The 22,762-nt window shown below is 68.8% G+C and carries 21 protein-coding genes; 10 read left to right on the forward strand and 11 right to left on the reverse strand.

Features of this window, described 5'->3' with window-relative positions; translation table 11 throughout:
- Positions 1 to 67: 67 nt before the first annotated feature.
- Positions 68 to 745, reverse strand: a complete 678-nt coding sequence (locus ABGI63_RS15225; RefSeq protein WP_349743238.1) for a DJ-1/PfpI family protein — start codon at positions 743 to 745, stop codon at positions 68 to 70.
- A gap of 91 nt (positions 746 to 836) precedes the next feature.
- Between ABGI63_RS15225 and mfd the strand changes: the two genes are divergently transcribed.
- Genes mfd through ABGI63_RS15240 form a run of 3 tightly spaced genes read left to right on the forward strand, consistent with a single transcriptional unit; the run spans position 837 to position 5,556 of the window.
- Entirely contained in the window at positions 837 to 4,301 is a 3,465-nt protein-coding gene (mfd, locus tag ABGI63_RS15230) for a transcription-repair coupling factor (RefSeq protein ID WP_349743239.1), read from the forward strand.
- A 2-nt stretch (positions 4,302 to 4,303) separates the two neighbouring features.
- Positions 4,304 to 5,005 carry a phosphoserine phosphatase SerB gene (gene serB / locus ABGI63_RS15235; RefSeq protein ID WP_349743240.1) on the forward strand — a complete coding sequence of 234 codons (702 nt, stop codon included), beginning with the start codon at positions 4,304 to 4,306 and terminating at the stop codon, positions 5,003 to 5,005.
- Entirely contained in the window at positions 5,002 to 5,556 is a 555-nt protein-coding gene (locus ABGI63_RS15240; protein ID WP_269840482.1) for a flavin reductase family protein, read from the forward strand. Before serB ends, ABGI63_RS15240 begins: the two co-directional genes overlap by 4 nt.
- Here the strand turns inward: ABGI63_RS15240 and rraA are convergent.
- From rraA to ABGI63_RS15260, 4 genes are read right to left on the reverse strand one after another with little or no spacing between them, the layout of a single operon-like run.
- Complete coding sequence (rraA, locus tag ABGI63_RS15245; protein WP_349743241.1) at positions 5,543 to 6,043, reverse strand: ribonuclease E activity regulator RraA; 501 nt, start codon at positions 6,041 to 6,043, stop codon at positions 5,543 to 5,545. The genes ABGI63_RS15240 and rraA overlap by 14 nt on opposite strands.
- Positions 6,044 to 6,078: 35 nt before the next feature.
- Entirely contained in the window at positions 6,079 to 6,309 is a 231-nt protein-coding gene (locus tag ABGI63_RS15250) for an RNA-binding S4 domain-containing protein (RefSeq protein ID WP_262969463.1), read from the reverse strand.
- Between the two features lie 4 nt (positions 6,310 to 6,313).
- On the reverse strand, positions 6,314 to 8,035 hold the full coding sequence (locus ABGI63_RS15255) for a thiamine pyrophosphate-binding protein (RefSeq protein ID WP_349743242.1): 1,722 nt from the start codon (positions 8,033 to 8,035) through the stop codon (positions 6,314 to 6,316).
- 42 nt (positions 8,036 to 8,077) lie between these two features.
- Positions 8,078 to 9,331 (reverse strand): MFS transporter, encoded by a 1,254-nt coding sequence (locus ABGI63_RS15260; protein ID WP_349743243.1) that lies wholly within the window; start codon positions 9,329 to 9,331, stop codon positions 8,078 to 8,080.
- 70 nt (positions 9,332 to 9,401) lie between these two features.
- Between ABGI63_RS15260 and ABGI63_RS15265 the strand changes: the two genes are divergently transcribed.
- A complete protein-coding gene (locus ABGI63_RS15265; RefSeq protein WP_349743244.1) occupies positions 9,402 to 10,205 on the forward strand; it encodes an AraC family transcriptional regulator in 804 nt (267 codons plus the stop codon).
- A gap of 26 nt (positions 10,206 to 10,231) precedes the next feature.
- Here the strand turns inward: ABGI63_RS15265 and ABGI63_RS15270 are convergent, their stop codons facing one another.
- Positions 10,232 to 10,972, reverse strand: coding sequence for a hypothetical protein (locus ABGI63_RS15270; RefSeq protein ID WP_349743245.1), 741 nt, complete (start codon positions 10,970 to 10,972; stop codon positions 10,232 to 10,234).
- Between the two features lie 105 nt (positions 10,973 to 11,077).
- On the opposite strand from ABGI63_RS15270, the gene nadA reads away from it, so the two are divergent.
- Both nadA and ABGI63_RS15280 read left to right on the forward strand, forming a co-directional pair.
- Complete coding sequence (nadA, locus tag ABGI63_RS15275) at positions 11,078 to 12,178, forward strand: quinolinate synthase NadA (RefSeq protein ID WP_349743246.1); 1,101 nt, start codon at positions 11,078 to 11,080, stop codon at positions 12,176 to 12,178.
- 88 nt (positions 12,179 to 12,266) lie between these two features.
- Complete coding sequence (locus tag ABGI63_RS15280) at positions 12,267 to 12,551, forward strand: late competence development ComFB family protein (RefSeq protein WP_137941867.1); 285 nt, start codon at positions 12,267 to 12,269, stop codon at positions 12,549 to 12,551.
- Positions 12,552 to 12,557: 6 nt separating this feature from the next.
- Here ABGI63_RS15280 and nadB read toward each other — a convergent pair whose 3' ends face one another.
- The gene (nadB, locus tag ABGI63_RS15285) at positions 12,558 to 14,156 is read right to left on the reverse strand and encodes an L-aspartate oxidase (protein ID WP_349743248.1); all 1,599 of its coding nucleotides are present in this window, start codon (positions 14,154 to 14,156) and stop codon (positions 12,558 to 12,560) included.
- Positions 14,157 to 14,239: 83 nt separating this feature from the next.
- On the opposite strand from nadB, the gene ABGI63_RS15290 reads away from it, so the two are divergent.
- The 3 genes from ABGI63_RS15290 to ABGI63_RS15300 are packed head-to-tail and all read left to right on the forward strand — an operon-like array spanning position 14,240 to position 17,049.
- A complete protein-coding gene (locus ABGI63_RS15290; RefSeq protein ID WP_349743250.1) occupies positions 14,240 to 14,926 on the forward strand; it encodes a class I SAM-dependent methyltransferase in 687 nt (228 codons plus the stop codon).
- Between the two features lie 52 nt (positions 14,927 to 14,978).
- Positions 14,979 to 16,241, forward strand: a complete 1,263-nt coding sequence (locus tag ABGI63_RS15295; RefSeq protein WP_269840493.1) for a S8 family peptidase — start codon at positions 14,979 to 14,981, stop codon at positions 16,239 to 16,241.
- 16 nt (positions 16,242 to 16,257) lie between these two features.
- On the forward strand, positions 16,258 to 17,049 hold the full coding sequence (locus ABGI63_RS15300; protein ID WP_349743251.1) for a hypothetical protein: 792 nt from the start codon (positions 16,258 to 16,260) through the stop codon (positions 17,047 to 17,049).
- Here ABGI63_RS15300 and ABGI63_RS15305 read toward each other — a convergent pair.
- From ABGI63_RS15305 to ABGI63_RS15320, 4 genes are all read right to left on the reverse strand, one after another.
- Positions 17,046 to 17,312 (reverse strand): hypothetical protein, encoded by a 267-nt coding sequence (locus ABGI63_RS15305; RefSeq protein ID WP_349743253.1) that lies wholly within the window; start codon positions 17,310 to 17,312, stop codon positions 17,046 to 17,048. The two genes, ABGI63_RS15300 and ABGI63_RS15305, sit on opposite strands and share 4 nt — an antisense overlap.
- A 43-nt stretch (positions 17,313 to 17,355) precedes the next feature.
- On the reverse strand, positions 17,356 to 19,950 hold the full coding sequence (gene clpB / locus ABGI63_RS15310) for an ATP-dependent chaperone ClpB (RefSeq protein ID WP_349743254.1): 2,595 nt from the start codon (positions 19,948 to 19,950) through the stop codon (positions 17,356 to 17,358).
- Positions 19,951 to 20,023: 73 nt separating this feature from the next.
- On the reverse strand, positions 20,024 to 20,395 hold the full coding sequence (gene crcB / locus ABGI63_RS15315) for a fluoride efflux transporter CrcB (protein WP_349743255.1): 372 nt from the start codon (positions 20,393 to 20,395) through the stop codon (positions 20,024 to 20,026).
- A gap of 73 nt (positions 20,396 to 20,468) precedes the next feature.
- Positions 20,469 to 20,957: a molybdenum cofactor biosynthesis protein MoaE gene (locus ABGI63_RS15320; RefSeq protein WP_349743256.1), complete on the reverse strand. Its 489-nt coding sequence runs from the start codon at positions 20,955 to 20,957 to the stop codon at positions 20,469 to 20,471.
- Positions 20,958 to 21,143: 186 nt separating this feature from the next.
- Between ABGI63_RS15320 and ABGI63_RS15325 the strand changes: the two genes are divergently transcribed.
- A complete protein-coding gene (locus tag ABGI63_RS15325) occupies positions 21,144 to 22,670 on the forward strand; it encodes a diguanylate cyclase (protein ID WP_349743257.1) in 1,527 nt (508 codons plus the stop codon).
- Positions 22,671 to 22,762 lie beyond the last annotated feature (92 nt).

The following is a 22,762-nucleotide window of genomic DNA, read 5'->3' on the forward strand; positions in this document are numbered from 1 at the left end:
CTGACCCCGCCCGCTACGACGAAGCAGGTCGGGCGGGATCGACAGGCTGCGTCGGCCCGCCATGCGGTCAGGATTGGCTGTCGGCCGCCCCCAGCGCCGCCTGCAGCACCGAGCCATTGGCCGCGCGCCAGTCATAGTCCATCTGGCGGGCGGTGCGGCGCGCCAGCTCGGGGCTGGCCAGCTCGGCCACCAGATGCAGGCTCAGGTCGATGCCGGCCGAGATGCCGGCCGATGTGAACAGCCGGCAGGTGCCGCCGTGGTGCACCCAGGGCTTGGCCTCGACCCAGCGCTGCTTGGCCAGCACCTTCAGCAGCGAGCCGGAAGCCTGGGAGGCGGCGCGCAGATCGTCCAGATCTTCCCAGTGCGTGATGGCCTCGCGCTCGGTCAGCAGCCCGGCTTTTTCGAGCAGGAAGGCACCGGTGCAGATCGAGGCCAGCACCTTGAGCCGGCAGCTCTGCACCAGCAGCCAGTCGTCCAGGCCCGGGCGCTGCAGCTCGGCCGTCACCACGCCGCCGGGCACGATCAGCACATCCAGCTCGGGGTGCTGGTCCAGCGTGTACTGCGGCGTGACCATCAGGCCGGCACGGGCGCGCACCGGGTCAAGGCTGGGCCCCAGGGTCAGCACCTCGAACGGCGGCTCGCTGCCGTCGCGCCCGGCCAGGCGCGAGGCGGTCGAGAACACCTCGAAGGGGCCGGCAAAGTCCAGCACCTCGACCTCGTCGAACAGATAAATCCCGAGCTTCATCGCCTGCTTCTCCTGTGTGAGGGTGCAAGCATGCCATGCCTGCCTACAATGCCTCCAGGCCCCGCGACGGGGCTGTTGTCGTTTCTGATCCATGCAGCTGCCCCTGATCGCCCCCGGAAAAAAGTTCAACCAGCCCCGCCCCACCGGCTCGGCCGATGCCCTGCTGCTGGCGCGCTTCGCGCTGCAGCAGCGCGAGGCCGGCCGCTTGAGCCTGATCGTCACGGCCGAGCCGGGCGACACGCAGCGGCTGGAGGACGAGCTGAAGTTCTTCGCGCCCGATCTGCGCGTCGCGGTCTTCCCCGATTGGGAGACCCTGCCCTATGACACCTTCTCGCCCCACCAGGACCTGATCTCGGAGCGGCTGGCCACGCTGTGGAGCCTGCTGCAGAGCCAAGGCAAGCCGGTGGACCAGCGCCCGGTCGATGTCGTGCTGCTGCCGGCCACCACCGCGCTGACCCGGCTGGCGCCACCCAGCTTTCTGGCCGCGACCACCTTCCATTTCAAGCAGAAGCAGCGCCTGGACGAGGCCAGCCTGAAGTCGCAGCTGACCCTGGGCGGCTACACCCATGTCAGCCAGGTCGTCTCGCCGGGCGAGTACGCGGTGCGCGGCGGGCTGATCGATCTGTTCCCTATGGGTTCGCTGGTCCCTTACCGGGTCGATCTGTTTGGCGACGAGGTCGACTCGATCCGCACCTTCGACCCCGACAGCCAGCGCAGCCTCTACCCGGTGCCCGAGGTGCGGTTGCTGCCAGGCCGCGAATTCCCGATGGACGAGGCCTCGCGCAAGGCCTTTCGCTCGCGCTGGCGCGAGAAGATGGAGGGCGACCCGAGCAAGTCGCGCATCTACAAGGACATCGACCAGGGCATTGCCAGCGGCGGCATCGAGTACTACCTGCCGATCTTCTTCGAGCAGACCGCGACGCTGTTCGACTTCGTCGGCGCCGAGCTGGGCCTGGCGCTGCACGGCGATGTCGACACGGCGCTGACCCGCTTCTGGACCGACACCCGAGAGCGCCACCGCTTCCTGCAGCACGACCCCGATCGGCCCATCCTGCCGCCCGAGGAGCTGTTCCTGAAGGTGGAGGAATTCTTCGCGCTGACCCACAGCCATGCGGTGCTGGCGGTGCGCGGCAGCGAGGCCGTCGACTATGCGCGGCCACTGCCCGATGTGTCGGTCGAACGCGGCGCGCAGGAGCCGCTGGCCCGTCTGGCCGCGCACCTGAAGAGCACGCCGCACCGCGTGCTGATCTTGGCCGAGAGCGAGGGCCGGCGCGAGAGCCTCTTGGAGCTGCTGCGCGACAACAAGATAGAGCCGCCCTCGGTGAAGGACCTGGCCGAGTTCGAGGCCAGCGACGAGAAGTTCGCGATCACCGCAGCGCCGCTGGCCGCCGGCTTCTTCTGGCGCGAGCCCGAGGCAGGCCGAGAGATCCAGCTTTTCACCGAAACCGAGCTGTTCGCGACGACCCCGACCACGCGCCGGCGCCGCAAGCAGGAGCAGGTCAGCGATGTCAATGCGCTGATCAAGGACCTGTCCGAGCTCAAGGTCGGCGACCCGGTGGTTCACAGCAACCACGGCATCGGCCGCTACCAGGGCCTGATCAATATCGATATCGGCGATGGGGCCAGCGAGTTCCTGCATCTGGAGTACGCCGACAAGGCCACGCTCTACGTGCCGGTGGCCCAGCTGCATCTGATCAGCCGCTACACCGGCGTCTCCGCCGAAGAGGCGCCGCTGCACCGGCTCGGTTCGGGCCAGTGGGAGAAGGCCAAGCGCAAGGCGGCCGAGCAGGTGCGCGACACCGCCGCCGAACTGTTGAACCTCTATGCCCGCCGCGCCGCCCGCGAGGGCCATGCCTTCCGCTACTCGGGCCATGACTACGAGGCCTTCGCCGCCAGCTTCGGCTTCGAGGAGACGCCCGACCAGCGCGCCGCGATCCATGCGGTGATCCAGGACATGATCAGCCCGAAGCCCATGGACCGCCTGGTCTGCGGCGATGTCGGCTTCGGCAAGACCGAGGTGGCGCTGCGCGCCGCCTTTGTCGCGGTGATGGGCGGCAAGCAGGTCGCGGTGCTGGCGCCGACCACGCTGCTGGCCGAGCAGCATTTCCAGAACATCGCCGACCGCTTCGGCAAGTGGCCGGTCAAGGTGGCCGAGATGAGCCGCTTCCGCTCGGCCAAGGAGATCAAGGCCGCGATGGAGGGCCTGGCCGACGGCACGATAGACATCGTGATCGGCACGCACAAACTGCTCAGCGCCGAGGTCAAGTTCGCCCGCCTGGGCCTCTTGGTGATCGACGAGGAGCACCGCTTCGGCGTGCGCCACAAGGAGGCGATGAAGGCGATGCGCGCCGAGGTCGATGTGCTGACGCTGACCGCGACGCCCATCCCCCGCACGCTGGGCATGGCGCTGGAAGGCCTGCGCGACCTCAGCGTGATCGCGACCGCGCCGCAGCGGCGATTGGCGATCAAGACCTTTGTGCGGGCCGAGAGCAGCGGCACGATACGCGAGGCGATGCTGCGCGAGCTCAAGCGCGGCGGTCAGGTCTACTTCCTGCACAACGAGGTCGAGACCATCGAGAACCGGCGCCAGAAGCTCGAGGAGCTGGTGCCCGAGGCCCGCATCATCGTCGCCCATGGCCAGATGCCCGAGCGCGAGCTGGAGCGGGTGATGCGCGAGTTCGTCGGCGGCAAGCACAATGTGCTGCTGTGCTCGACCATCATCGAGACCGGCATCGACGTGCCCAGCGCCAACACCATCATCATCGCCCGCGCCGACAAGTTCGGCCTGGCCCAGCTGCACCAGCTGCGCGGCCGCGTCGGTCGCTCGCACCACCAAGCCTATGCCTATCTGATGGTGCCCGACATCCAGGGCCTGACCAAGCAGGCCACCCAGCGCCTGGACGCGATCCAGGCCATGGAGGAGCTGGGCTCGGGCTTCTATCTGGCGATGCACGATCTGGAGATCCGCGGCGCCGGCGAGGTACTGGGCGAGAACCAGAGCGGCAATATGATGGAAGTCGGCTTCCAGCTCTACAACGAGATGCTCAGCGAGGCGGTGCGCTCGCTGAAGGCCGGCAAGGAGCCGGATCTGCTGAGCCCGCTGGCCGCCGTCACCGAGATCAATCTGCATGCGCCGGCCCTGCTGCCCGATGCCTATTGCGGCGATGTCCATGTGCGCCTGAGCCTCTACAAGCGCCTGGCCACGGCCGACAAGAGCGAGCAGATCGACAAGCTGCTCGAAGAAGTCACCGACCGCTTCGGCAAGCTGCCGGCCCAGGGCCAGACCCTGTTCGACACGCACCGGCTGCGCGTGCTGGCCAAGCCCTACGGCGTGGCCAAGATCGATGCGGCGCCCAGCGTGATGAACATCAACTTCCGCCCCAATCCGCCGATCGATGCAATGCGCGTGATCGAGCTGGTGCAGAAGAACCGCAATATCAAGCTGGTCGGCAACGACAAGCTGCGCATCGACAAGGCGCTCTCCGATCCCAAGGACCGCGCGCAGGCGATCCGCGAGGTGCTGCGCCTGCTCGGACAACCCATCAAGCAAGACTGACGATGAATAACGATCTCGTGATCCAGGGCTTCACGCCCCCGCTGCGCCTCGCCGACTTCCGGATCGCTGCCTTCGACATGGACTCGACCCTGATCAATATCGAGTGCATCGACGAGATCGCCGATGCGGCCGGCAAGAAGGCCGAGGTGGCGGCCATCACCGAGGCGGCGATGCGCGGCGAGATCAGCGATTTCAAGGACAGCCTGCGCCGCCGGCTGGCGCTCTTGAAGGGCGTGCCCGTCAGCGCGCTGGAGCAGGTCTTGCGCGAGCGTCTGCGGTTCAACCCCGGGGCTCGCGAGCTGTGCGCGGCCCTCAAGGCCGCCGGGCTCAAGCTGGTACTGGTCTCGGGCGGCTTCACCTTCTTCACCCGCTATGTCGCGGCCGAGCTGGGCATGGATTACGTGCGCAGCAATGAGCTGCAAATCGTCGACGGCGCGCTGACCGGCGGCTTGGGTGTGCAGGCCTGGGGCGAAATCTGCGATGGCGAGGAGAAGCGTCGCATGCTGTTGGCCTGCTGCGCCGAGATCGGTGCCGACGCGAAGACCCAGGCCATCGCGGTCGGCGACGGTGCCAACGACCTTCCGATGATGGGTGCGGCCGCGCTGTCGGTCGCCTTCCACGCCAAACCCAAGGTGCGCGAGCAGGCCATGGTGGCGATCAACGCGGGTGGGCTCGATCGCTTGCTGAGCGTGTTCGCTGCATGAGGGTCGCCGTCGACCTGGCCAAGGCCAGCCGCCTGCTGAACCACGGGCCGACCGTGCTGGTGGCCAGCGCGCATGGCGGGCAGCGCGATGTGATGGCTGCGGCCTGGAACATGCCGCTCGATTTCTCGCCGCCCAAGGTGGCGGTCGTCATCGACAAGAACACCTTCAGCCGCCGCCTGATCGAGGCCTCCGGCGAATTCGTGCTGAGCGTGCCCTGCGCGGCCCAGATCGAGATGGTGGTCGGTGTCGGCAACAGCAGCGGCCGCGATCTGGACAAGTTCGCGCGCTGGAATCTCGCCACCGCGCCGGCCTCGCAGGTGCAGGCACCGCTGATCGCCGGCTGCCTGGCCTGGCTGGAATGCCGCGTCTACCCCGAGCCGCACAACGAGAAGACCTACGACCTGTTCCTGGCCGAGGTCGTGGCGGCCTGGGCCGACGACGCGGCCTTCATCAACGGACGTTGGCAAGACCTGGCACCGCCGCAGCGGGCCCTGCATCATCTGGGCGGCGGCGAGTTCTTCACCAGCGCCGGTTCGATCAAGGCGGGCTGAGGGGCTTGGCGCTGATCACGACCCCATCCTCGTCGGCATAGAGCCAGTCACCCGGGCGCACCCACAGCCCGTGCAGCTGCAGGGCCACATCGGTCAGGCCCTGGCCGCGCCGCTCGGTAGGCATGGGCACGTGGCCCAGTGCCAGGATGCCGAGCTGGGTGGCGCGCAGCTCGGCCAGATCGCGCACGCAGCCATGGATCAGCAAGCCGGCCCAGCCGTTCTTGGCGGCGGCTGCGGCCAGGTTGCCGCCGATCAGCGCGCGCTGCATCGAGCCGCCGCCATCGAACACCAGCACCCGGCCGTAGCCGGGGCTCTCGACCGCGCTCTTGAGCAGGCTGTTGTCCTCCAAGGCGCGCACCGTCGTGACTGGGCCGGCAAAGCGCGCCAGGCCGCCGTAGCCGCGATACAGGCCGCCGGGAATGACGCGGACCTCGCCGCTGTCATCGCTCTTGTGCTCGTCGCAGAAATCACAGGTCGAGAAGTTCATCGGCAGCTTCCTCGTGCTTCAGTTCTTGCGCTTTTTTAGTCTTGCAGCGGATCGGCCAGCACCTTGATGCGCGCGCCCTGCAGGCTCACGACCTGGCCGGCGCGGATCTTGGCGGTCTTGCGCAGCTCGGTCTGGCCGTCCACCTGGACCTGCTGCTCGGTGATCATCATGCGGGCCACGCCGCCGCTATCGGCCAGGCCGGTGGCCTTGAGCAGCTTGTCCAGCTCGATGAATTCGCCGCGCAGTTCGAAGTTGATGTGTTCCATCCTCTCATTGTCCCAGACGCTGTCTGGCCGCCTCGCGGATCGCCGTCAGCGTGCTGCGGCTGGTCGAGACCTCGGTGGACAGGCGCAGATGCAAGAGCGTCGGCTTGCCGGCGGTCAGCGCAGCCTGCAGCGCCGGGGCGAAGTCCTCGGTGTGGTCGACACGCTGGGCGGCCCAGCCATAGGCCTGGGCCAGCTGCACGAAGTCGGGATTGAACAGATCGCTGCCCGAGACCCGGCCCGGGTACTCGCGCTCCTGATGCATCCTGATCGTGCCGTAAGTGCCGTTGTCGACCACCACCGAGATCAGGCGCTTGGCGCCATAGCCGGTGGCGGTGGCCAGCTCCTGGCCGGTCATCAGGAAGTCGCCATCGCCGGCGATATTGACGACCCAGCGCTCCGGATCGAGCAGGCTGGCCGCCACGGCCGCCGGCACGCCGTAACCCATCGCGCCCGAGGTCGGGGCCAGCTGGGTACGGCCATGCTGGTGCAGCGCCGGGTATGGATGGAAGCGGTGCAGCCAGCCGCTGTAGTTGCCGGCGCCATTGGTGAAGATCGTCCCCTCGGGCATGGCACGGCTCAGGGTCTTGACGACCTCGGCCATGTCCAGCGGGCTGACCGGCTGGGGGAGCAGATTCGCTTGGTAGTCGGCCTGGGCCTGATGCGCCCATTCGGTCCAGGCGACGCTGTCCGGCGCCGCCAGGCTCTGCAGCGCCTGGGCCGCGCAGCTCATGCTGGCATTGATCATCAGATCGGCCGCATAGACCCGGCCCAGCTCCTCAGCGCCGGCATGGATGTGCACCAGTTGCTGGCTGGGGCGCGGTGCCTGCAGCAAGGTGTAGCCGCCGGTGGTCATCTCGCCCAGGCGCGGGCCGACCGCCAGGATCAGGTCGGCGTCCTTGACACGCCGCGCCAGCTTCGGATTGATGCCGATGCCGACATCGCCGGCATAAAGCGGATGGCGGTTGTCGAACAGATCCTGGAAGCGGAAGGCACAGCCCACCGGCAGCTGCCAGGCCTCGGCAAAGCGCTGCAGCGCCGCGCAGCTGTCAGGCGTCCAGCCGCCGCCGCCGACGATCACCAGCGGCCGCTGGGCCGCCAGCAGCCGCGAGCGCAGATCGGCCAGCGCGGCCGGCGCCGGCCAGGCCTGGGCCGGGGCTGCGCGCGGCAGCACCGGCGCCGCCGTCATCTCGGTCAGCATGTCCTCGGGCAGCACCAGCACGACTGGGCCGGGCCGGCCCTGCAGCGCGGTGTGAAAGGCACGGGCGATGTACTCGGGCAGACGGTCGGCGTCCTGCACCTCGCCGACCCATTTGGCGAAACCCAGCGTGCCGGGGCCGAACATCTGGCGGTAGTCGAGCTCCTGAAACGCCTCGCGGTCGCGCTGCTCGCTGGCCACCTGGCCGATGAAGAGAATCATCGGCGTGCTGTCCTGGAAGGCGGTGTGCAGGCCGATGCTGGCATTGGTGGCGCCGGGCCCGCGGGTCACGAAGCAGATACCGGGCCGGCCCGTCAGCTTGCCCTGGGCCTCGGCCATGAAGGCCGCGCCGCCCTCCTGCCGGCAGGCGATGAAACGGATCTTGTCGCGGTGCTCGTGGAAGCCGTCCAGCACCGCCAGATAGCTCTCGCCGGGCACGCCGAAGACGGTATCGACACCCTGGGCGATCAGGGCCTCGACCAGCAGGTGGCCGGCCAGTCGTGATGAAGTGGGGGCGGGGCTTGCTTGCATGGGCCGAATGTAGCGCCGGCCAGGGCCGGCGCACATCAGCGCTTATGCGGTGGCCAGCCGCGTGCGGGCGATGCGCAGACCGACCAGGCCGGCCGAGGCGATGCCCAGGCCCAGGGCCGCGGCCGAGCCGGCGAACACGCCGGCCGGATGGCCGCCGTCCAGCAAGGCGCCGAACACCGGCGCAGCCAGCGCGAAGCCGACATCCAGGCCCGAGTACACCGTGCCGTAGACCCGGCCGGTGGCACCCGGCGGCGCGGCGCGCTTGATCAACATATCGCGCGAGGGCCCGGCCAGGCCGGTGCCGAAACCGGCCAGCGCCGTGGCCGCAGCCGCCACCAGCGGCGGCAGCCAGCCGGCCGCGACCAGCAGCAGCAGGCCGGCGGCCAGCGCCATCGCCAGCGCGATCGTGCGCTCCAGGCGCTGCACCTTGGCGACCAGGAAACCGCCGATCACCATGCCCAGTGCGCCGCACAGCATATAGCCGGTCACCACATAGGCGGTCAGGCTCAGCGGCAGGCCGTACATCTGGCCCAGGGCCGGGCTGGCAAAGCTCTGGATCGCGCTCAGCGCGGCGGTCGTGAAGAAGAAGAAGGAGAAGCACAGCCAGACCGAGGGCAGGCGCAGAAAGGCCATCGGATGCTCTTGCTTGACGCCGGCGGCCGGCTTGGCATGGCCCCAGGAGCCCTGGCTGTCGTCGATGGCCGCGCGCTTGAAGAACAGCAGCGCGATCACCGCCAGCGCCACCAGGCCGGTGCCCAGATAGGCATAGCGCCAGTTGCCAGTGGCCTCGGCGATGCCGATCGAGAACACCGGCGCCAGCGCCCAGCCCAGATTGCCGGTGATGCCATGCACCGAGAAAGCATGACCCAGGCGCGGCTGCGAAACGCGCTTGTTCAGTATCGTGAAGTCCACCGGATGGAAGGGCGAGTTGCCCAGGCCCGCCAGCGCCGCCGCCAGCATCAGGCCGGCAAAGCCGGTGGCCATGCCGGCCGCGATCGAGGCGAGCACAAAGCAGGCCAGCGCCGCGAACAGCACCGGCCGCGCGCCGCGCTTGTCGACCAGAAAGCCGGCCAGCGCCTGGCCGATGCCCGAGATCACGAAGAAGGTCGTGACCAGGAGGCCCAGCTCCGAATAGCTGAGCCCGAAGTCCTTGATGAAGGCCGGGAACAGCGGCGGCAGCAGCATGTGGAAAAAATGCGAGGTGCCATGGGCCAGGCCGATCAGGCTGATCGTGCCGTAGTCGCGCCGGGCCTGGGCACGGCCGTCGAGGGTGAGGGAGGCGGTATGCGTCGTCATGGCGCCAATGTAGGCGCCAGCGGTGCGGCCGGGTTACGATAGATCGCCAAGCTTTATCGAAATTCCGCCAATGGCCTCTACCCGCCGCAGCCTGCCGCCCGCCGACCCCAGCCGCTACGCCCCGAGCGCGGAGCGGCCGCTGCGCGGCAAGGCACGGCTGATGGAGCATCAGATGGACATCCAGCCGCACCAGCACGACTGGGGCCAGCTGGTGTTCTCGGTCGGCGGGGCGGTGCGCGTCAGCACCAGCGCGAGCACCTTCATCGTGCCGCCCTCGCGTGCGGTCTGGATCGCGCCGCGCGTCGTCCATGCGGTCTCGGCGATCGAGCGGGCCGATCTGCGCACGCTCTATTTGCATGAGAGCCTGACGCGTGCCCCGGCCTGGGCGCAATGCCGGGTGCTCGAGGTCTCGCCACTGCTGCGCGAGCTGGTGCTGCAGCTGCCCACCGATCCCGACGCCCAACCCGACACCCCGGCCGAGCGCGAGCGCTGCATCACCCATCTGATCGTCGACGAACTGGTCCGGGCGCGCAGCCTGCGCCTGGGCGTGGCCCTGCCGCAGGACAAGCGCCTGCTGCGGCTGTGCCAGGCCATCATCGAAGAGCCGGGCCGCCACAGCAGTCTGGCCGACTGGGCCGCCGAGGTCGGCGCCAGCGAGCGCACGATCTCGCGTCTGTTCCGCGAACAGCTGGGCAGCGGCTACGGCCAGTGGCGCAGCCAGGTGCTGCTGGCCCATGCGCTGTCGATGGCGGCGCGGCAAAAGCCGATGAGCCATATCGCCGCCGAGCTCGGCTATGCCAGCGCCAGCGCCTTCACCGCGATGGTGACGCGCACCGTGGGCATGCCGCCGAGCCGCTTCTTCGCCGAAGCCTGAAGCCGCCGACAAGGCCTGGAGGCCAATCAGCGGTAGCGAGCCAGGATGGTCTTGAGCTGGCCGCTCTGGACCAGCTGGCGCACAGCGGCATGGATGCGCGCCGGCGCCATCGCCGGCTTGGCCGAGAGCAGGCAATGCGTCGTCACCGAATGCAGGGTCTGCAGGGGCTTGAGCCGCTGCGCCATCGGCTGGCTCTTGTTGAACCAGTCGACCATCAGGCTGTTGGCGGCGGCCAGATCGGTCCGGCCCAGCGCCAGTTTCTCCAGCACCCGCTGCTGGCTGGGGCCGTCGTCGCGCAGCAGGCGGCCGCCGCGCAAGCCGGCATCCAGCGCGGGATAGCGATAGCTGATCACCAGGCCGACGCTCAGACCCCTGGCGCTGTCCAGATCGATCGGGGCAAGCGCCCTGGAGCCAGGTCCGGCCAGCAGCAGATCGTCCAGCACCAGCAGCGGCACGCTCCAGCGCTCGGCTGCCACCGGTTTGTCGAGCCAGACGGGCGCGAGCAGGCAGTGCAGATCGACCAGACCGGTATCCAGCGCCGCATCGACACGCTTGGGCGGCAGGATCGTGATGCGCGCCTCGGCGCCGGCATTGGCTGCGATCTGCTTCATCATCTCGAACAGAATGCCGCCCTGCAGCCGTCCACCCACGACATGCGCGAACGGCATGGCCCAGGCCTGGCCCAGCGCAAAGCGCAGCACCGGCACGGCTACGGGCTCGGGCGGCGCGGCCCGCGCCACCGACGCACCGAGCAGCAGGCCGGCCACAAGCCCGGCTGTCTTTCTTCTCCATCCACCTCGCATGAGGCCGCAGTCTAGGGCATGCATGCCCCTGCGCCGTCCCGGTCGCTGACGCTGGGATACCATTTCCGCATGGAACAGGTTTTATTCGATTACACCCGCCAGGACGCCGAAGGCGCCAGCTGCACCGCCCATGCCTGGGCCAAGGTGCCGGCGCCCCTGACGCCCAGCCAGCGTGCCACGCTGAAAGCCCGCGCCGCAGCGCTGCTGAAGGCCCGCAACGCGGTGCTGGTGGCGCATTACTACGTGGACGGCGATCTGCAGGATCTGGCGCTGGAGACCGGCGGCATCGTCTCCGACTCGCTGGAGATGGCCCGCTTCGGCCGCGACCACCAAGCCCAGACCCTGATCGTCGCCGGCGTGCGTTTCATGGGCGAGAGCGCCAAGATCCTGTCGCCCGAGAAGCGTGTGCTGATGCCCGATCTGGACGCCACCTGCTCGCTGGACCTGGGTTGCCCGGCCGATGAATTCGCGGCCTTCTGCGACGCCCATCCGGACCGCAAGGTGGTGGTCTACGCCAATACCAGCGCGGCCGTGAAGGCGCGCGCCGACTGGATGGTCACCAGCTCCTGCGCGCTCGAGATCGTGGCCGAGCTGAAGGCCAAGGGCGAGAAGATCCTGTGGGCGCCGGATCGCCATCTGGGCCGCTACATCCAGGAGCAGACCGGCGCCGACATGCTGATGTGGAACGGCGCCTGCATCGTGCACGACGAGTTCAAGGGCCTGGAGCTGGACCTGCTGAGCGAGCAGCATCCGGACGCGATGATCCTGGTCCACCCCGAGTCGCCCAAGAGCGTGGTCGACAAGGCCCACGTCGTGGGTTCCACCTCGGCGCTGATCAAGGCCGTCGTCGAGGGCAAGGCGCAGGAATACATCGTCGCCACCGACAACGGCATCCTGCACCGCATGCGCCAGCTGGCGCCCGGCAAGACCCTGATCGAGGCGCCCACCGCCGGCAACAGCGCCACCTGCAAGAGCTGCGCGCACTGCCCCTGGATGGCGATGAACGGACTGCAGGGCGTGATAGCCTGCCTGGAGCAGGGCCAGGGCGAAATCCATATCGACGAGCCGGTGCGTGTCAAGGCGCTGGGCTGCATCGAACGCATGCTGGACTTCACGGCGGCACTGAAAGCCCGCACGGCCGGCATGAAGACCGGCATAGGCGCAGCCTGAATAGGGGGGGATGGCGCCCGTTTTTCGCCGGCAGGGAGCGCTATAAAGCGAATACGCTTGCGCGATCCACAGAAAGACGAGACGCCTCATGACCGACTTCAGCTCGCTCTACAACCACCACGAACGCGAGGTGTTCAACGCCGTCGCGACGGTGGCCCCGCAGTTTCCGGCCATCAGCAGCAACGACCTGCTGGTCGACGTGGCCTGCGTGGCGCTGAACCGCCTGCCGCCGCGCTACATCCGCCACGAGGTGGATTTCTCCTTCTACCTGACCGAGCATGAGCGGCTGGAGATCGATGCCGCGATCAGCGAGGCGGTGACCTATGCCTTCAACTTCGTGCAGGCGCGCACCGCGCTGCGCGCGCGGCGCTAGCAGTCCTCAGCCGCCGCGCAGCCCCCGCTCGGCGATCAGCACGGTCGGGAAGCTGACCGGCAGCGTGCGCGGATAGTCGCGACTGAAGTGCAGGCCGCGGCTCTCGTGGCGCAACAGAGCCGAGCGCACGATCAGCTCGGCGCAATCGACCAGATTGCGCAGCTCCAGCAGATCGCGAGTGACGCGGAAGTTGGCGTAGTAGTCATCGATCTCGCCGCGCAGCAGATCGATGCGGTGCAAGGCCCGCTCCAGCCGCTTGGTGGTGCGCACGATGCCCACATAGTTCCACATCAAAAGGCGCAACTCGTCCCAGTTGTGGGCGATCACGACCTGCTCGTCGGCGTCCTCGACCTGGCTTTCGTCCCAGGCCGGCAGCGGGGCGGGGTCCGGTGTTGCCAGGCCCAGGATGTCGGCCGCGCAGGTCTGACCGAGCACCACGCATTCCAGCAGCGAATTGCTGGCCAGGCGGTTCGCGCCGTGCAGGCCGGTATAGCTGGTCTCCCCGACCGCATAAAGCCCCGGCAGATCGCTGCAGCCCTTCAGGTCGGTGACGACACCGCCGCAGGTGAAATGCACGGCCGGCACGACCGGGATCGCCTGGCGCGCGATATCGATGCCCAGACTCAGGCAGCGCGCATGGATGGTCGGGAAATGTTCCTTCAGGAAGGCCTCGCCCAGGTGCGTGGCGTCCAGCCACACATGGTCCAGGCCGTGCTTCTTCATCTCGAAGTCGATCGCGCGGGCGACGATGTCGCGCGGCGCCAGTTCCATGCGCTCGTCGTGAGCGGCCATGAAGCGAGTGCCGTCGGGCAATTTCAGATGACCGCCCTCGCCGCGCAGCGCCTCGGTGATCAGGAAACTGCGCTCCTGCGGGTGGTAGAGGCAGGTCGGGTGGAACTGGATGAACTCCATGTTCGCGACCCGGCAGCCAGCCCGCCAGGCCATCGCGATGCCGTCGCCGGTCGAGGTGTCGGGGTTGGTCGTGTAGCGGTAAACCTTGCCGGCGCCGCCGGTGGCCATCACGACCGCGCGCGCGGCCAGGGTCTCGACGCGGCGGCTGTCGATGTCCAGCGCGTAGATGCCGTAGCAGCGCGGCTGCTCCTCGCGCTGCACATGGCGCGAGGTGATCAGATCCAGCGCCATCCAGCGCTCGCGCAGCGTGATATTGGGGTGGGCATGGGCGGCGGCGAGCAGCTGGTCGTGGATGGCCTTGCCAGTGGCGTCGGCCGCATGGGCGATGCGGCGCACCGCATGGCCGCCCTCGCGGGTCAGGTGCAGGCCCAGCGGGCCATCGTCGTCCGGCGTGAAAGGCACGCCCTGCTGCACCAGCCATTCGACCGCCTGGGCGCTGCGCTCGGCGATGAAACGGGCGGTGGCCTCGTCGACCAGGCCGGCGCCGGCATCCTGGGTGTCGCGAACATGGCTCTCGATGCTGTCGTCGCGCCCCAGCACGCCGACGATGCCGCCCTGGGCCCAGGCGGTGGCCGCCTCGGTCAGGTCGCGCTTGGCCAGCACGACGACAGGCACCGCATCGGCCAGATGCAAGGCCACGGTCAAACCGGCCAGGCCGGCACCGACGATCACCACGGGAGCTGCTGCAGTCATTCAGGCGGCCGCCAGCTGCGTGGCGTCATCAAACAAGGAAGCGCTGATTCTAAGTAGCGATCGCGGTCCGGATAATCCGATGCATGAGCGCTCTGCCCCGCATCGCCTGCCCCTTGTGCGGCGGCCTCGATCTGCTGACCCTGCCTGCCGTGCGCGAGCGCGCCTACCGGCAGTGCCCGCGCTGCCGGCTCAGCTTCATGCAGCCGGCCGACCGCCCGAGCCCGAGCGCCGAGAAGCAGGCCTATGACCGGCACCGCAACGAGCCCGGGGACAGCCACTATCGGGCCTTCCTCGACCGCCTGGCCCTGCCGCTGGCCGAGCGGCTGCGGCCCGGCGATGAGGGTCTGGACTATGGCTGCGGCCCCGGCCCGGCCTTGGCGGCCATGCTTAGCGAGCGCGGCTTCCCCACCGCCGCCTACGACCCCATCTATGCGTCGAACACCGAGTTGCTGCAGCGCCGCTACGACTTCATCACTTGCACCGAGGTGGCCGAGCATTTCCACGACCCGGCGGCCGAGTTCGCACGGCTGGACGCGCTGCTGCGTCCCGGTGGCTGGCTGGGACTGATGACGCAGTGGCGCCAGCCGGAGCGCGACTTCGCGGCCTGGCGCTATGTCCATGACCCGACCCATGTGTGCTTTTACGAGCGCGCCACGCTGGACTGGATCGCCCGGCGCTGGGGCTGGGCACTGCAATGCCCGGCCGCGAACATCGCCTTGTTTCGCAAGCTCCCTAGCCCGAAGGATGCAAGCCGGGGCGCCGCTGCCTAGAGTCCTTGCCAGCGGCGCCGTCGTGCCGCCCGAGCAGTTCTAGGAGATCCTCATGGCCACAGCAAGAAAGAGCACCGGTGCCCCTGACGCCACCGCCCGCAAGTCGGTGATCGTCACTTTCAAACCCAAGGACAAGCGCAAGAACAAAAAGGCCGACAAGCTCGAACTGCTGGCCAGCAGCTGCCCGCGCAGTGAAAGCCTCGAGTTCTTCGACGTCGGCAGCGCCTCGGCCTTCACGATAGGCTCGCCCGGCCTGCCGGGCGGCCTGGACAGCGATCACATGGGCTTCGACATCAATCTGTTCGAGGCCCCGATCCTGACGCTGACGCTCAGCGATGCCGAGATCAAGGCACTGAAGGGCAACCCCGATGTCGCCGCCGTCGAGACCGATGGCTGGGCCTATGCGCTGCCGATGGAGACCCTGGTGTTCGAGGGCCAGCCCTCGGTGCAGGCCGAGACCGTGCCGGTGGGTGTCTCGCAGATCAAGGCGCCGCCGGCCTGGGGCTGCTCGCGCGGGCGCGGCATCAAGGTCGCGGTGCTGGACACCGGCATCGACTGGAACCATCCCGACCTGAAGGCCAATGTCAAAGGCGCGGTCAGCTTCGTGCCCGGCGAGACCGCGATGGACGGCAACAGCCACGGCACCCATTGCGCCGGCACCATAGGCGCGGCGATCAACGGCGCCGGCGTGGTCGGCGTCGCGCCCGAGGCCTCGCTGTACGGCGTCAAGGTGCTGGCCAACAACGGCAGCGGCCAGTACAGCTGGATCATTGCCGGCATCAACTGGGCGATCCAGAACAAGATGCAGATCGTCAGCATGAGCCTGGGCGGCGGCGGTGCACCGGCCGCGCTGGAGGCGATCTGCGACGCCGCCTACAACGCCGGCGTGCTGCTGATCGCGGCGGCCGGCAATGCCGGCCCGGGCATGGGCACGGTGGGCTACCCCGGCAAGTACAAGCGGGTGATCGCGGTCTCGGCCATCGACAACAGCAATGTGATCGCGTCCTTCAGCAGCCGCGGCCCCGAGATCGAGATCGCCGCGCCGGGCGTGCAGGTGCTGTCCACCGTGCCGGGCGGCGGCTACGGCCAGAAGAGCGGCACCAGCATGGCCTGCCCCCATGTGGCCGGCGCGGCCGCCGTGGTCTGGGGCGCGCACCGCTTCGCGAGCAACACGCAGATCTGGAACCTGCTGGCCAGCACCGCCGACGCGCTCGGCCCGCCGGGATGGGACCCGCTGTACGGCTATGGCCGGGTCGATGTGGACCAGGCGGCGCTGGCCATGGTGCCGGCCCCGGCCGTGGCCTTCAAGCCCTGAGCCTGCGGACCGGCCGGTGGAGCTGCGCCTGCTGAGCCTGGTGCCCGACGCGCCGCTGCCGCAGCGCGCGCCGGCCTCGACGCGGCCGGCCGTGCCACCCGGCTACGGCGTGCAGGAGCAATGCCTGCCGTTCACGGCGGCCTGTGCGCTGGGCCTGCTGGTGCCGGCCCCGTTCGACTTCGGCCTGTGCCTGCCGGCCGAGCTGCCGGCCGGCGTGCAGGGCTTTCGCGCACCGGGGCCACGCGATGCCGCGACCGAGGATCAGCGGCTGTTCTATGTGCGCGACCGGCCCAGCAGCCGCTTTCGCGCCAATGCCTACAGCTTTGATCCCCTGCCCTTCGACGACGAGCGCGGCGAACGCGCCGAGCTGCGGCCGGTGCAGCCAGGGCTGAGCTTCTTCGAGCGCGCCGACCAGGCCGGGCTGTTCAAGCTGCACCTGCCCTGGCTGCTGCGCACGCCGGACGGCATCGACAGCCTCTATGGCCCGCCACTGAACCGGCCGGCACCGCTGGCGTTGCTGAGCGGCCTGATCGAGAGCGATTGGTACGCCCACCCGGTCAATCTGGTCGTTCGCCGGCCCGCCACCGGCGCGCTGCACATCAGCGCCGGCCAGATCATTGCCCAGGTCTTGTTCGTCGCCCGCGACAGCCGTCGCGCCGAAGCACCGGCGCTGCCGGCCGACAGCGCCGCCGCGCAGACCCTGCGCAACGACTTGCTGCGCTGGTTCGTCACCCACCGCCAGGACCGCAGCGCCTACCGCCGCCTGGTTCGCAGCAAGCAGGGACGGCTCGATATCGCCAAAGACTAAGGCTTGAGCAGCGCGTCCAGCGCCTGCATCTGCCCGTCCAGCTCGATGCGCTCGATATCGTCTCGCTGGGCCAGCGCCAGGGCCTGGGCCGCGCTCATGCGGCCGGCCGCCATCCGTATCGCCTCGACAGCGGTCTCCACCGTGAACGGCAGCGCCGCCGCCCCCGGCGCCAGCGTCACGAGGAAGGACAGCGGCTCGACCACGCCCTGCGCGGCCAGCGAGCGCAGGCGGGTGGCCAGATCGGCAGCAAGCTCGGCGGGCATGGCGGTCCCCTTCAAGGCCAGGATCGCCCGAGTCTAGTCCTCATCAATGCACGACCCGCCCGAACTGGAATTCCCCATCGGCCACATCGACCGGGATCACATCCTTGGGTCCGAAGCGGCCCTGCAGGATCAGCTTGGACAGCGGGTTCTCGATGCGCTGCTGGATCGCGCGCTTGAGCGGGCGCGCGCCGAACACCGGATCGAAGCCGACCTTGGCCAGCTCGCTCAGGGCCGCCGGGCTGACGTCCAGCTTCATCTCCATCTTCTCCAGCCGCTGCTCCAGTATCTGCAGCTGGATGCGGGCGATGTCCTGGATGTGCTTCTGATCCAGCGCGTGGAAGACCACGGTCTCGTCGATGCGGTTCAGGAACTCGGGCCGGAAGTGGGCCTTGACCTCGCCCCAGACCGCGTCGCGTATCACCTCGTCGGACTCGCCGACCAGGTTCATGATGTGCTGCGAGCCGAGGTTGCTGGTCATCACGATCACGGTGTTCTTGAAGTCCACCGTGCGGCCCTGGCCGTCGGTCAGGCGACCGTCGTCGAGCACCTGCAGCAGCACGTTGAAGACGTCCGGATGCGCCTTCTCGACCTCGTCGAGCAGCAGCACCGAATAGGGCTTGCGGCGCACCGCCTCGGTCAGCGTGCCACCCTCCTCGTAGCCGACATAGCCCGGGGGCGCGCCGATCAGACGGCTGACCGAGTGCTTCTCCATGAACTCGCTCATGTCGATGCGCACCAGATGGTCCTCGCTGTCGAACAGGAAGCCAGCCAGGGCCTTGCACAGCTCGGTCTTGCCGACGCCGGTGGGGCCGAGGAAGAGGAAGGAACCCAGCGGCCGGTTCGGGTCGGACAGGCCGGCACGCGAGCGGCGGATCGCATCGGCCACCGCGACGATGGCCTGCTCCTGGCCGACCACGCGCTGGTGCAGTTTCTCTTCCATCTGCAGCAGCTTGTCGCGCTCGCCCTGCATCAGCTTGGCGACCGGGATGCCGGTGGCCCGCGCCACCACCTCGGCGATCTCCTCGGCGCCGACCAGGGTGCGCAGCAGCTGGTTGGCCGGACCGGTGCCGCTCTTGCCAGCCTCCTTGGCCTGCGCGTCCTTGAGCTTGGCCTCCAGCCCCGGCAGCTTGCCGTACTGCAGCTCAGCCACCTTGTTGAAGTCACCCTTGCGCTTGAGCTCCTCGATCTGCTGCTTGATGCGATCGATCTCTTCCTTGACATGGGCGCTGCCCTGGGCCTGGGCCTTCTCGGAGGTCCAGATCTCTTCCAGGTCGTTGTACTCGCGCTGCAGCTTCAGCAGCTCTTCCTCGATCAGCGCGAAGCGCTTTTGCGAGCCTTCGTCCTTCTCGCGGCGCACCGCCTCGCGCTCGATCTTCAGCTGGATCATGCGGCGATCGAGCTTGTCCATCACCTCGGGCTTGGAGTCGATCTCGATCTTGATCTTGGCCGCGGCCTCGTCGATCAGGTCGATGGCCTTGTCAGGCAGGAAGCGGTCGGTGATGTAGCGATGGCTCAGCTCGGCCGCAGCGATGATGGCCGGGTCGGTGATCTCGACGCCATGGTGGACCTCGTACTTCTCCTGCAGCCCACGCAGGATCGCGATCGTCGCCTCGACGCTGGGCTCGTCGACCAGCACCTTCTGGAAGCGCCGTTCCAGCGCCGCGTCCTTCTCCACATACTTGCGGTACTCGTCCAAGGTGGTCGCGCCGATGCAATGCAGCTCGCCACGCGCCAGCGCGGGCTTGAGCATATTGCCGGCGTCCATCGCGCCCTCGGCCTTGCCGGCGCCGACCATGGTGTGCAGCTCGTCGATGAAGAGAATGATGCGGCCCTCGTCCAGCGCCACTTCCTTCAGCACGGCCTTGAGCCGCTCCTCGAAGTCACCGCGGTACTTGGCACCGGCCAGCAGGCCCGCCATGTCCAGCACCAGCACGCGCTTGTTCTTCAGCGACTCCGGCACCTCGCCGTTGACGATGCGCTGGGCCAGGCCCTCGACGATGGCGGTCTTGCCCACGCCGGGCTCGCCGATCAGCACCGGGTTGTTCTTGCTGCGGCGCTGCAAGACCTGGATCGCACGGCGGATCTCGTCGTCGCGGCCGATCACCGGGTCCAGCTTGCCCTCGCGGGCGCGCTCGGTCAGGTCCAGCGTGTATTTCTTCAGCGCCTCGCGCTGACCCTCGGCCTCGGGGCTGTCGACCTTCTGGCCGCCACGCACCGCCTCGATCGCGCCTTCCAACGCCTTGCGCGTCAGGCCATGGCCGCGCGCGATGCCGGCCAGATCGGTCTTGGCATCGGCCAGCGCCAACAAGAACATCTCGCTGGCGATGAACTGGTCGCCGCGCTTGCTGGCCTCCTTCTCGGCGGCCTGCATCAGGCTCATCAGATCGCGGCTGGGCTGGACCTGCTGGCCCTCGCCCTGCACCTGCGGATAGCCGGCCAGCACCGTGTCCAGCGCGGTCTTCAGCGCCGGCAGCTTGACGCCGGCGCGCTCCAGCAACGCACGCGGACCGTCGGGCTGGGCCAGCATCGCGCCCAGCAGATGGGCCGGCTCGATATAGGGGTTGTCGGTCGTCACGGCCAGGCTCTGGGCCTCGGCCAGGGCTTCCTGAAAGCGGGTGGTGAGTTTGTCGACACGCATGGGATAAAACCTCCGTTGCCCGGCAGATGGGACCCAGCGTCCGCTTTTCAAGGCGCGGCGGCCTTGCGCCAGATCAAGTCCGCAGCAGCGCCTGCATCAGTTTCAGACCCAGCGCCGCCGCGCCCAGCGAGCCCAGCACATGGACCGCCGTGTGTGCCAGCGCCAGGCCGAACGCGCCGCGCTGCAGCAGGGCCAGCGACTCGCCCGAAAAGGCCGAGAAGGTGGTCAGCCCGCCCAGAAATCCGGTCACCAGCAGCAGCTTCAGCAGCTCATCGGGCTGGCGGCCGAACCATTCCAGCGCCATGCCAATCAGCAGCCCGCCAACCAGATTAACCAGCAAGGTGCCCAGTGGAAAGCCCTGCCAGCTGGCGTTGAGCCAGAGCCCGGCGCGCCAGCGCGCCAATGCCCCCAGCGCCGCCCCCAAGGCCACGGCCAGGGCACTCATTGATGCACCCTCCGGCCTCCGGCCTGTCCCGCCAAGCGGGAGCGAGCTTGCTCGGGGCGGCCCGTCGCGGCGCTCATGCCGCGTTCCCGGCCTCGATGCCCCAGCGCTGCAAGGCCGCATCGTCCGCCACCCGCGCGTCCACCCAGTAGGCGCCCTCGGGCGTGTGCTCCTTCTTCCAGAACGGTGCCTGGGTCTTCAGATAGTCCATCAGGAATTCGCAGGCCTGAAAGGCCTGGCCGCGATGCGCCGAAGCCACCAGCACCAGCACGATCTGCTCGCGCGCCGCCAGCGCACCGACGCGGTGAATCACCCGGGCGGCCCGGATATCAAAGCGCCGCTGGGTCTCGTCGATCATCGCCTCGATCGCCGCCTCGGTCATGCCGGGGTAATGCTCCAGCTCCATCAGGCGCACGCTCTGGCCATGACTGGCATCCCGGACGGTGCCGACAAAGCTGACCACCGCGCCGATGCCCCCATCGGCAGCGCGCAAGGCCAGGGTCTCGGCCGAGAGGTCGAAATCGGCGGTCTGGATGCTGACGCGGGGCGGGTTCGGGCTGCTCATGGACAGATTGTGGCATCCATGCCGACCCGCCAGCGCGGGCGACAGGCGCACAGCGCGCGCGCGATCTCAGGGCCAACACCGGGGCCCGCCACGCCTGCAACTTGTTACATTTGTACCCAATACAAGTGACAGGCATTCAGAACAATGAACAGCGAAGGGAGCGGGCGGGAGGCCTGCGACACAGGCATGACACAGGAGCTGCGCTCGCCATCCTGGCTGGCCACGCTGTCCAGCGACGAGGTGCCGCCGGACACCCAGGCGCTGCTGCATGAGGGGCGCCAGCTGATCATCGTCGCCGCCTACCGCCAGGCCTATGCCTTGTTCATGCGCGCCAGCCAGCAGGCGCATGAGGCCGGCCATCTGGCCAGCGAGGCCCAGGCCCTGGCCCTGCTCTCCTATGCGGCGGGCAATCTGGGCCATAACGAGGAGGCCATCGAGACCGCGATGCTGGCCACCCAGCTGGCCGACGCCGGCCAGGCCCCGCTGGTCAGCCTGATGGTGCTGAACTACCTGGGCGTGGCGCTGCTGTGGAACGGCAGCCATGACGGCGCCGAGGCGGTGCTGACCCAGGCCTATGACGATGCGCTGCGCCACGGCCGGCCCGGCGTGGTCTGGCAGCCGCATGTGAACCGCTGTCTCAACGAGGCCTACCGCGCCGTCACGCTGCGCCAGCTGGAGCGACAGCGACCCGATGCCGGCCGGCTGCGCCGCCTGCTCGACGATTTCGATGCCGGCGCCGAGGCCCTGGGCACGGCCGGCGCACCGGCCTCGCTGATGCAGCAAGGCGTGCTGCAGTGGCTGCGCGCGCTGGCCGAGGGCTGGCAGCATGGCGCGGCGGCGGCCGAGCCGCTGGTGCAGGCCAGCGAGGCGCTGGCCGCGCGCATGCCCGAGGCGCGTCTGCTGCAGGCCATGCAGCCCTGGCTGCGCTGCGAGATGGCCCTGCTCAGCGATGCGGCGCCCGCGGCGCTGCAGGCGGCGCAGCGCATGCATGCCTCCTGCGTGCGCATCGAGCACCAGCCCTTGCAGCGCATCGCGCTGCTGCTGAGCAGCGAGCTGCATGAGCGGCAGGGCCAGGCCGGCGAGGCGCTGGCCTGTTTGCGCCTGCTGCAGCGCGGCGAACACCAGATCCGCCAGGTCAGCATGCACCACCGCCGCAGCGTGGCGGCCCTGCACTTCGAGTTGCGCCAGCACAAGCGGGAGGTGCAGCATCTAAAGAGCAATGCGCTGCAGCTGCAGCGCCTGTCGATGGAAGACGCGCTGACCGGCCTGCTGAACCGGCGCGGCATGGAGCTGCTGCTGGCCGAGGCGCTGGCCGGACGGCCCGAGGACGGCAGCGCACTGTATCTGTCGGTGGTCGATGTGGACCGCTTCAAGTCGGTCAACGACCGCTACTCCCATCAGGTCGGCGACCAGGTGCTGCGCGTGCTGGCCGAGCTGTTCCAGCAGTCGCTGCGCGGCCAGGACCTGGCCGCGCGCTGGGGCGGCGACGAGTTCGTGCTGGCCTTCTGGGCCCCGGACGACGAGCAGGCGGCCGCCGTCGGCGAGCGTCTCAAGCGCGCCGTGGCCGCCTATCCCTGGGGCATGCTGGCCACCGGCCTGTGTGTCAGCATCAGCCTGGGCCTGACCCGCTCGCGCGGCGACGACAGCCTGGACAGCCTGCTGCTGCGCAGCGATCTCGGCATGTATGCCGAAAAACGCCAGCAGCCCGCTTGAGCCCCGGCACCGGCCCTGGTTATAGTCGCGGCATGCTGCAGCGCCACACCCCGACTCACGCCCCAGCCCAGGGCTTGGGCGGTGCCGCGCCC

Source organism: Roseateles cavernae, assembly GCF_040187885.1.
GTDB lineage: Bacteria > Pseudomonadota > Gammaproteobacteria > Burkholderiales > Burkholderiaceae_C > Roseateles_E > Roseateles_E cavernae.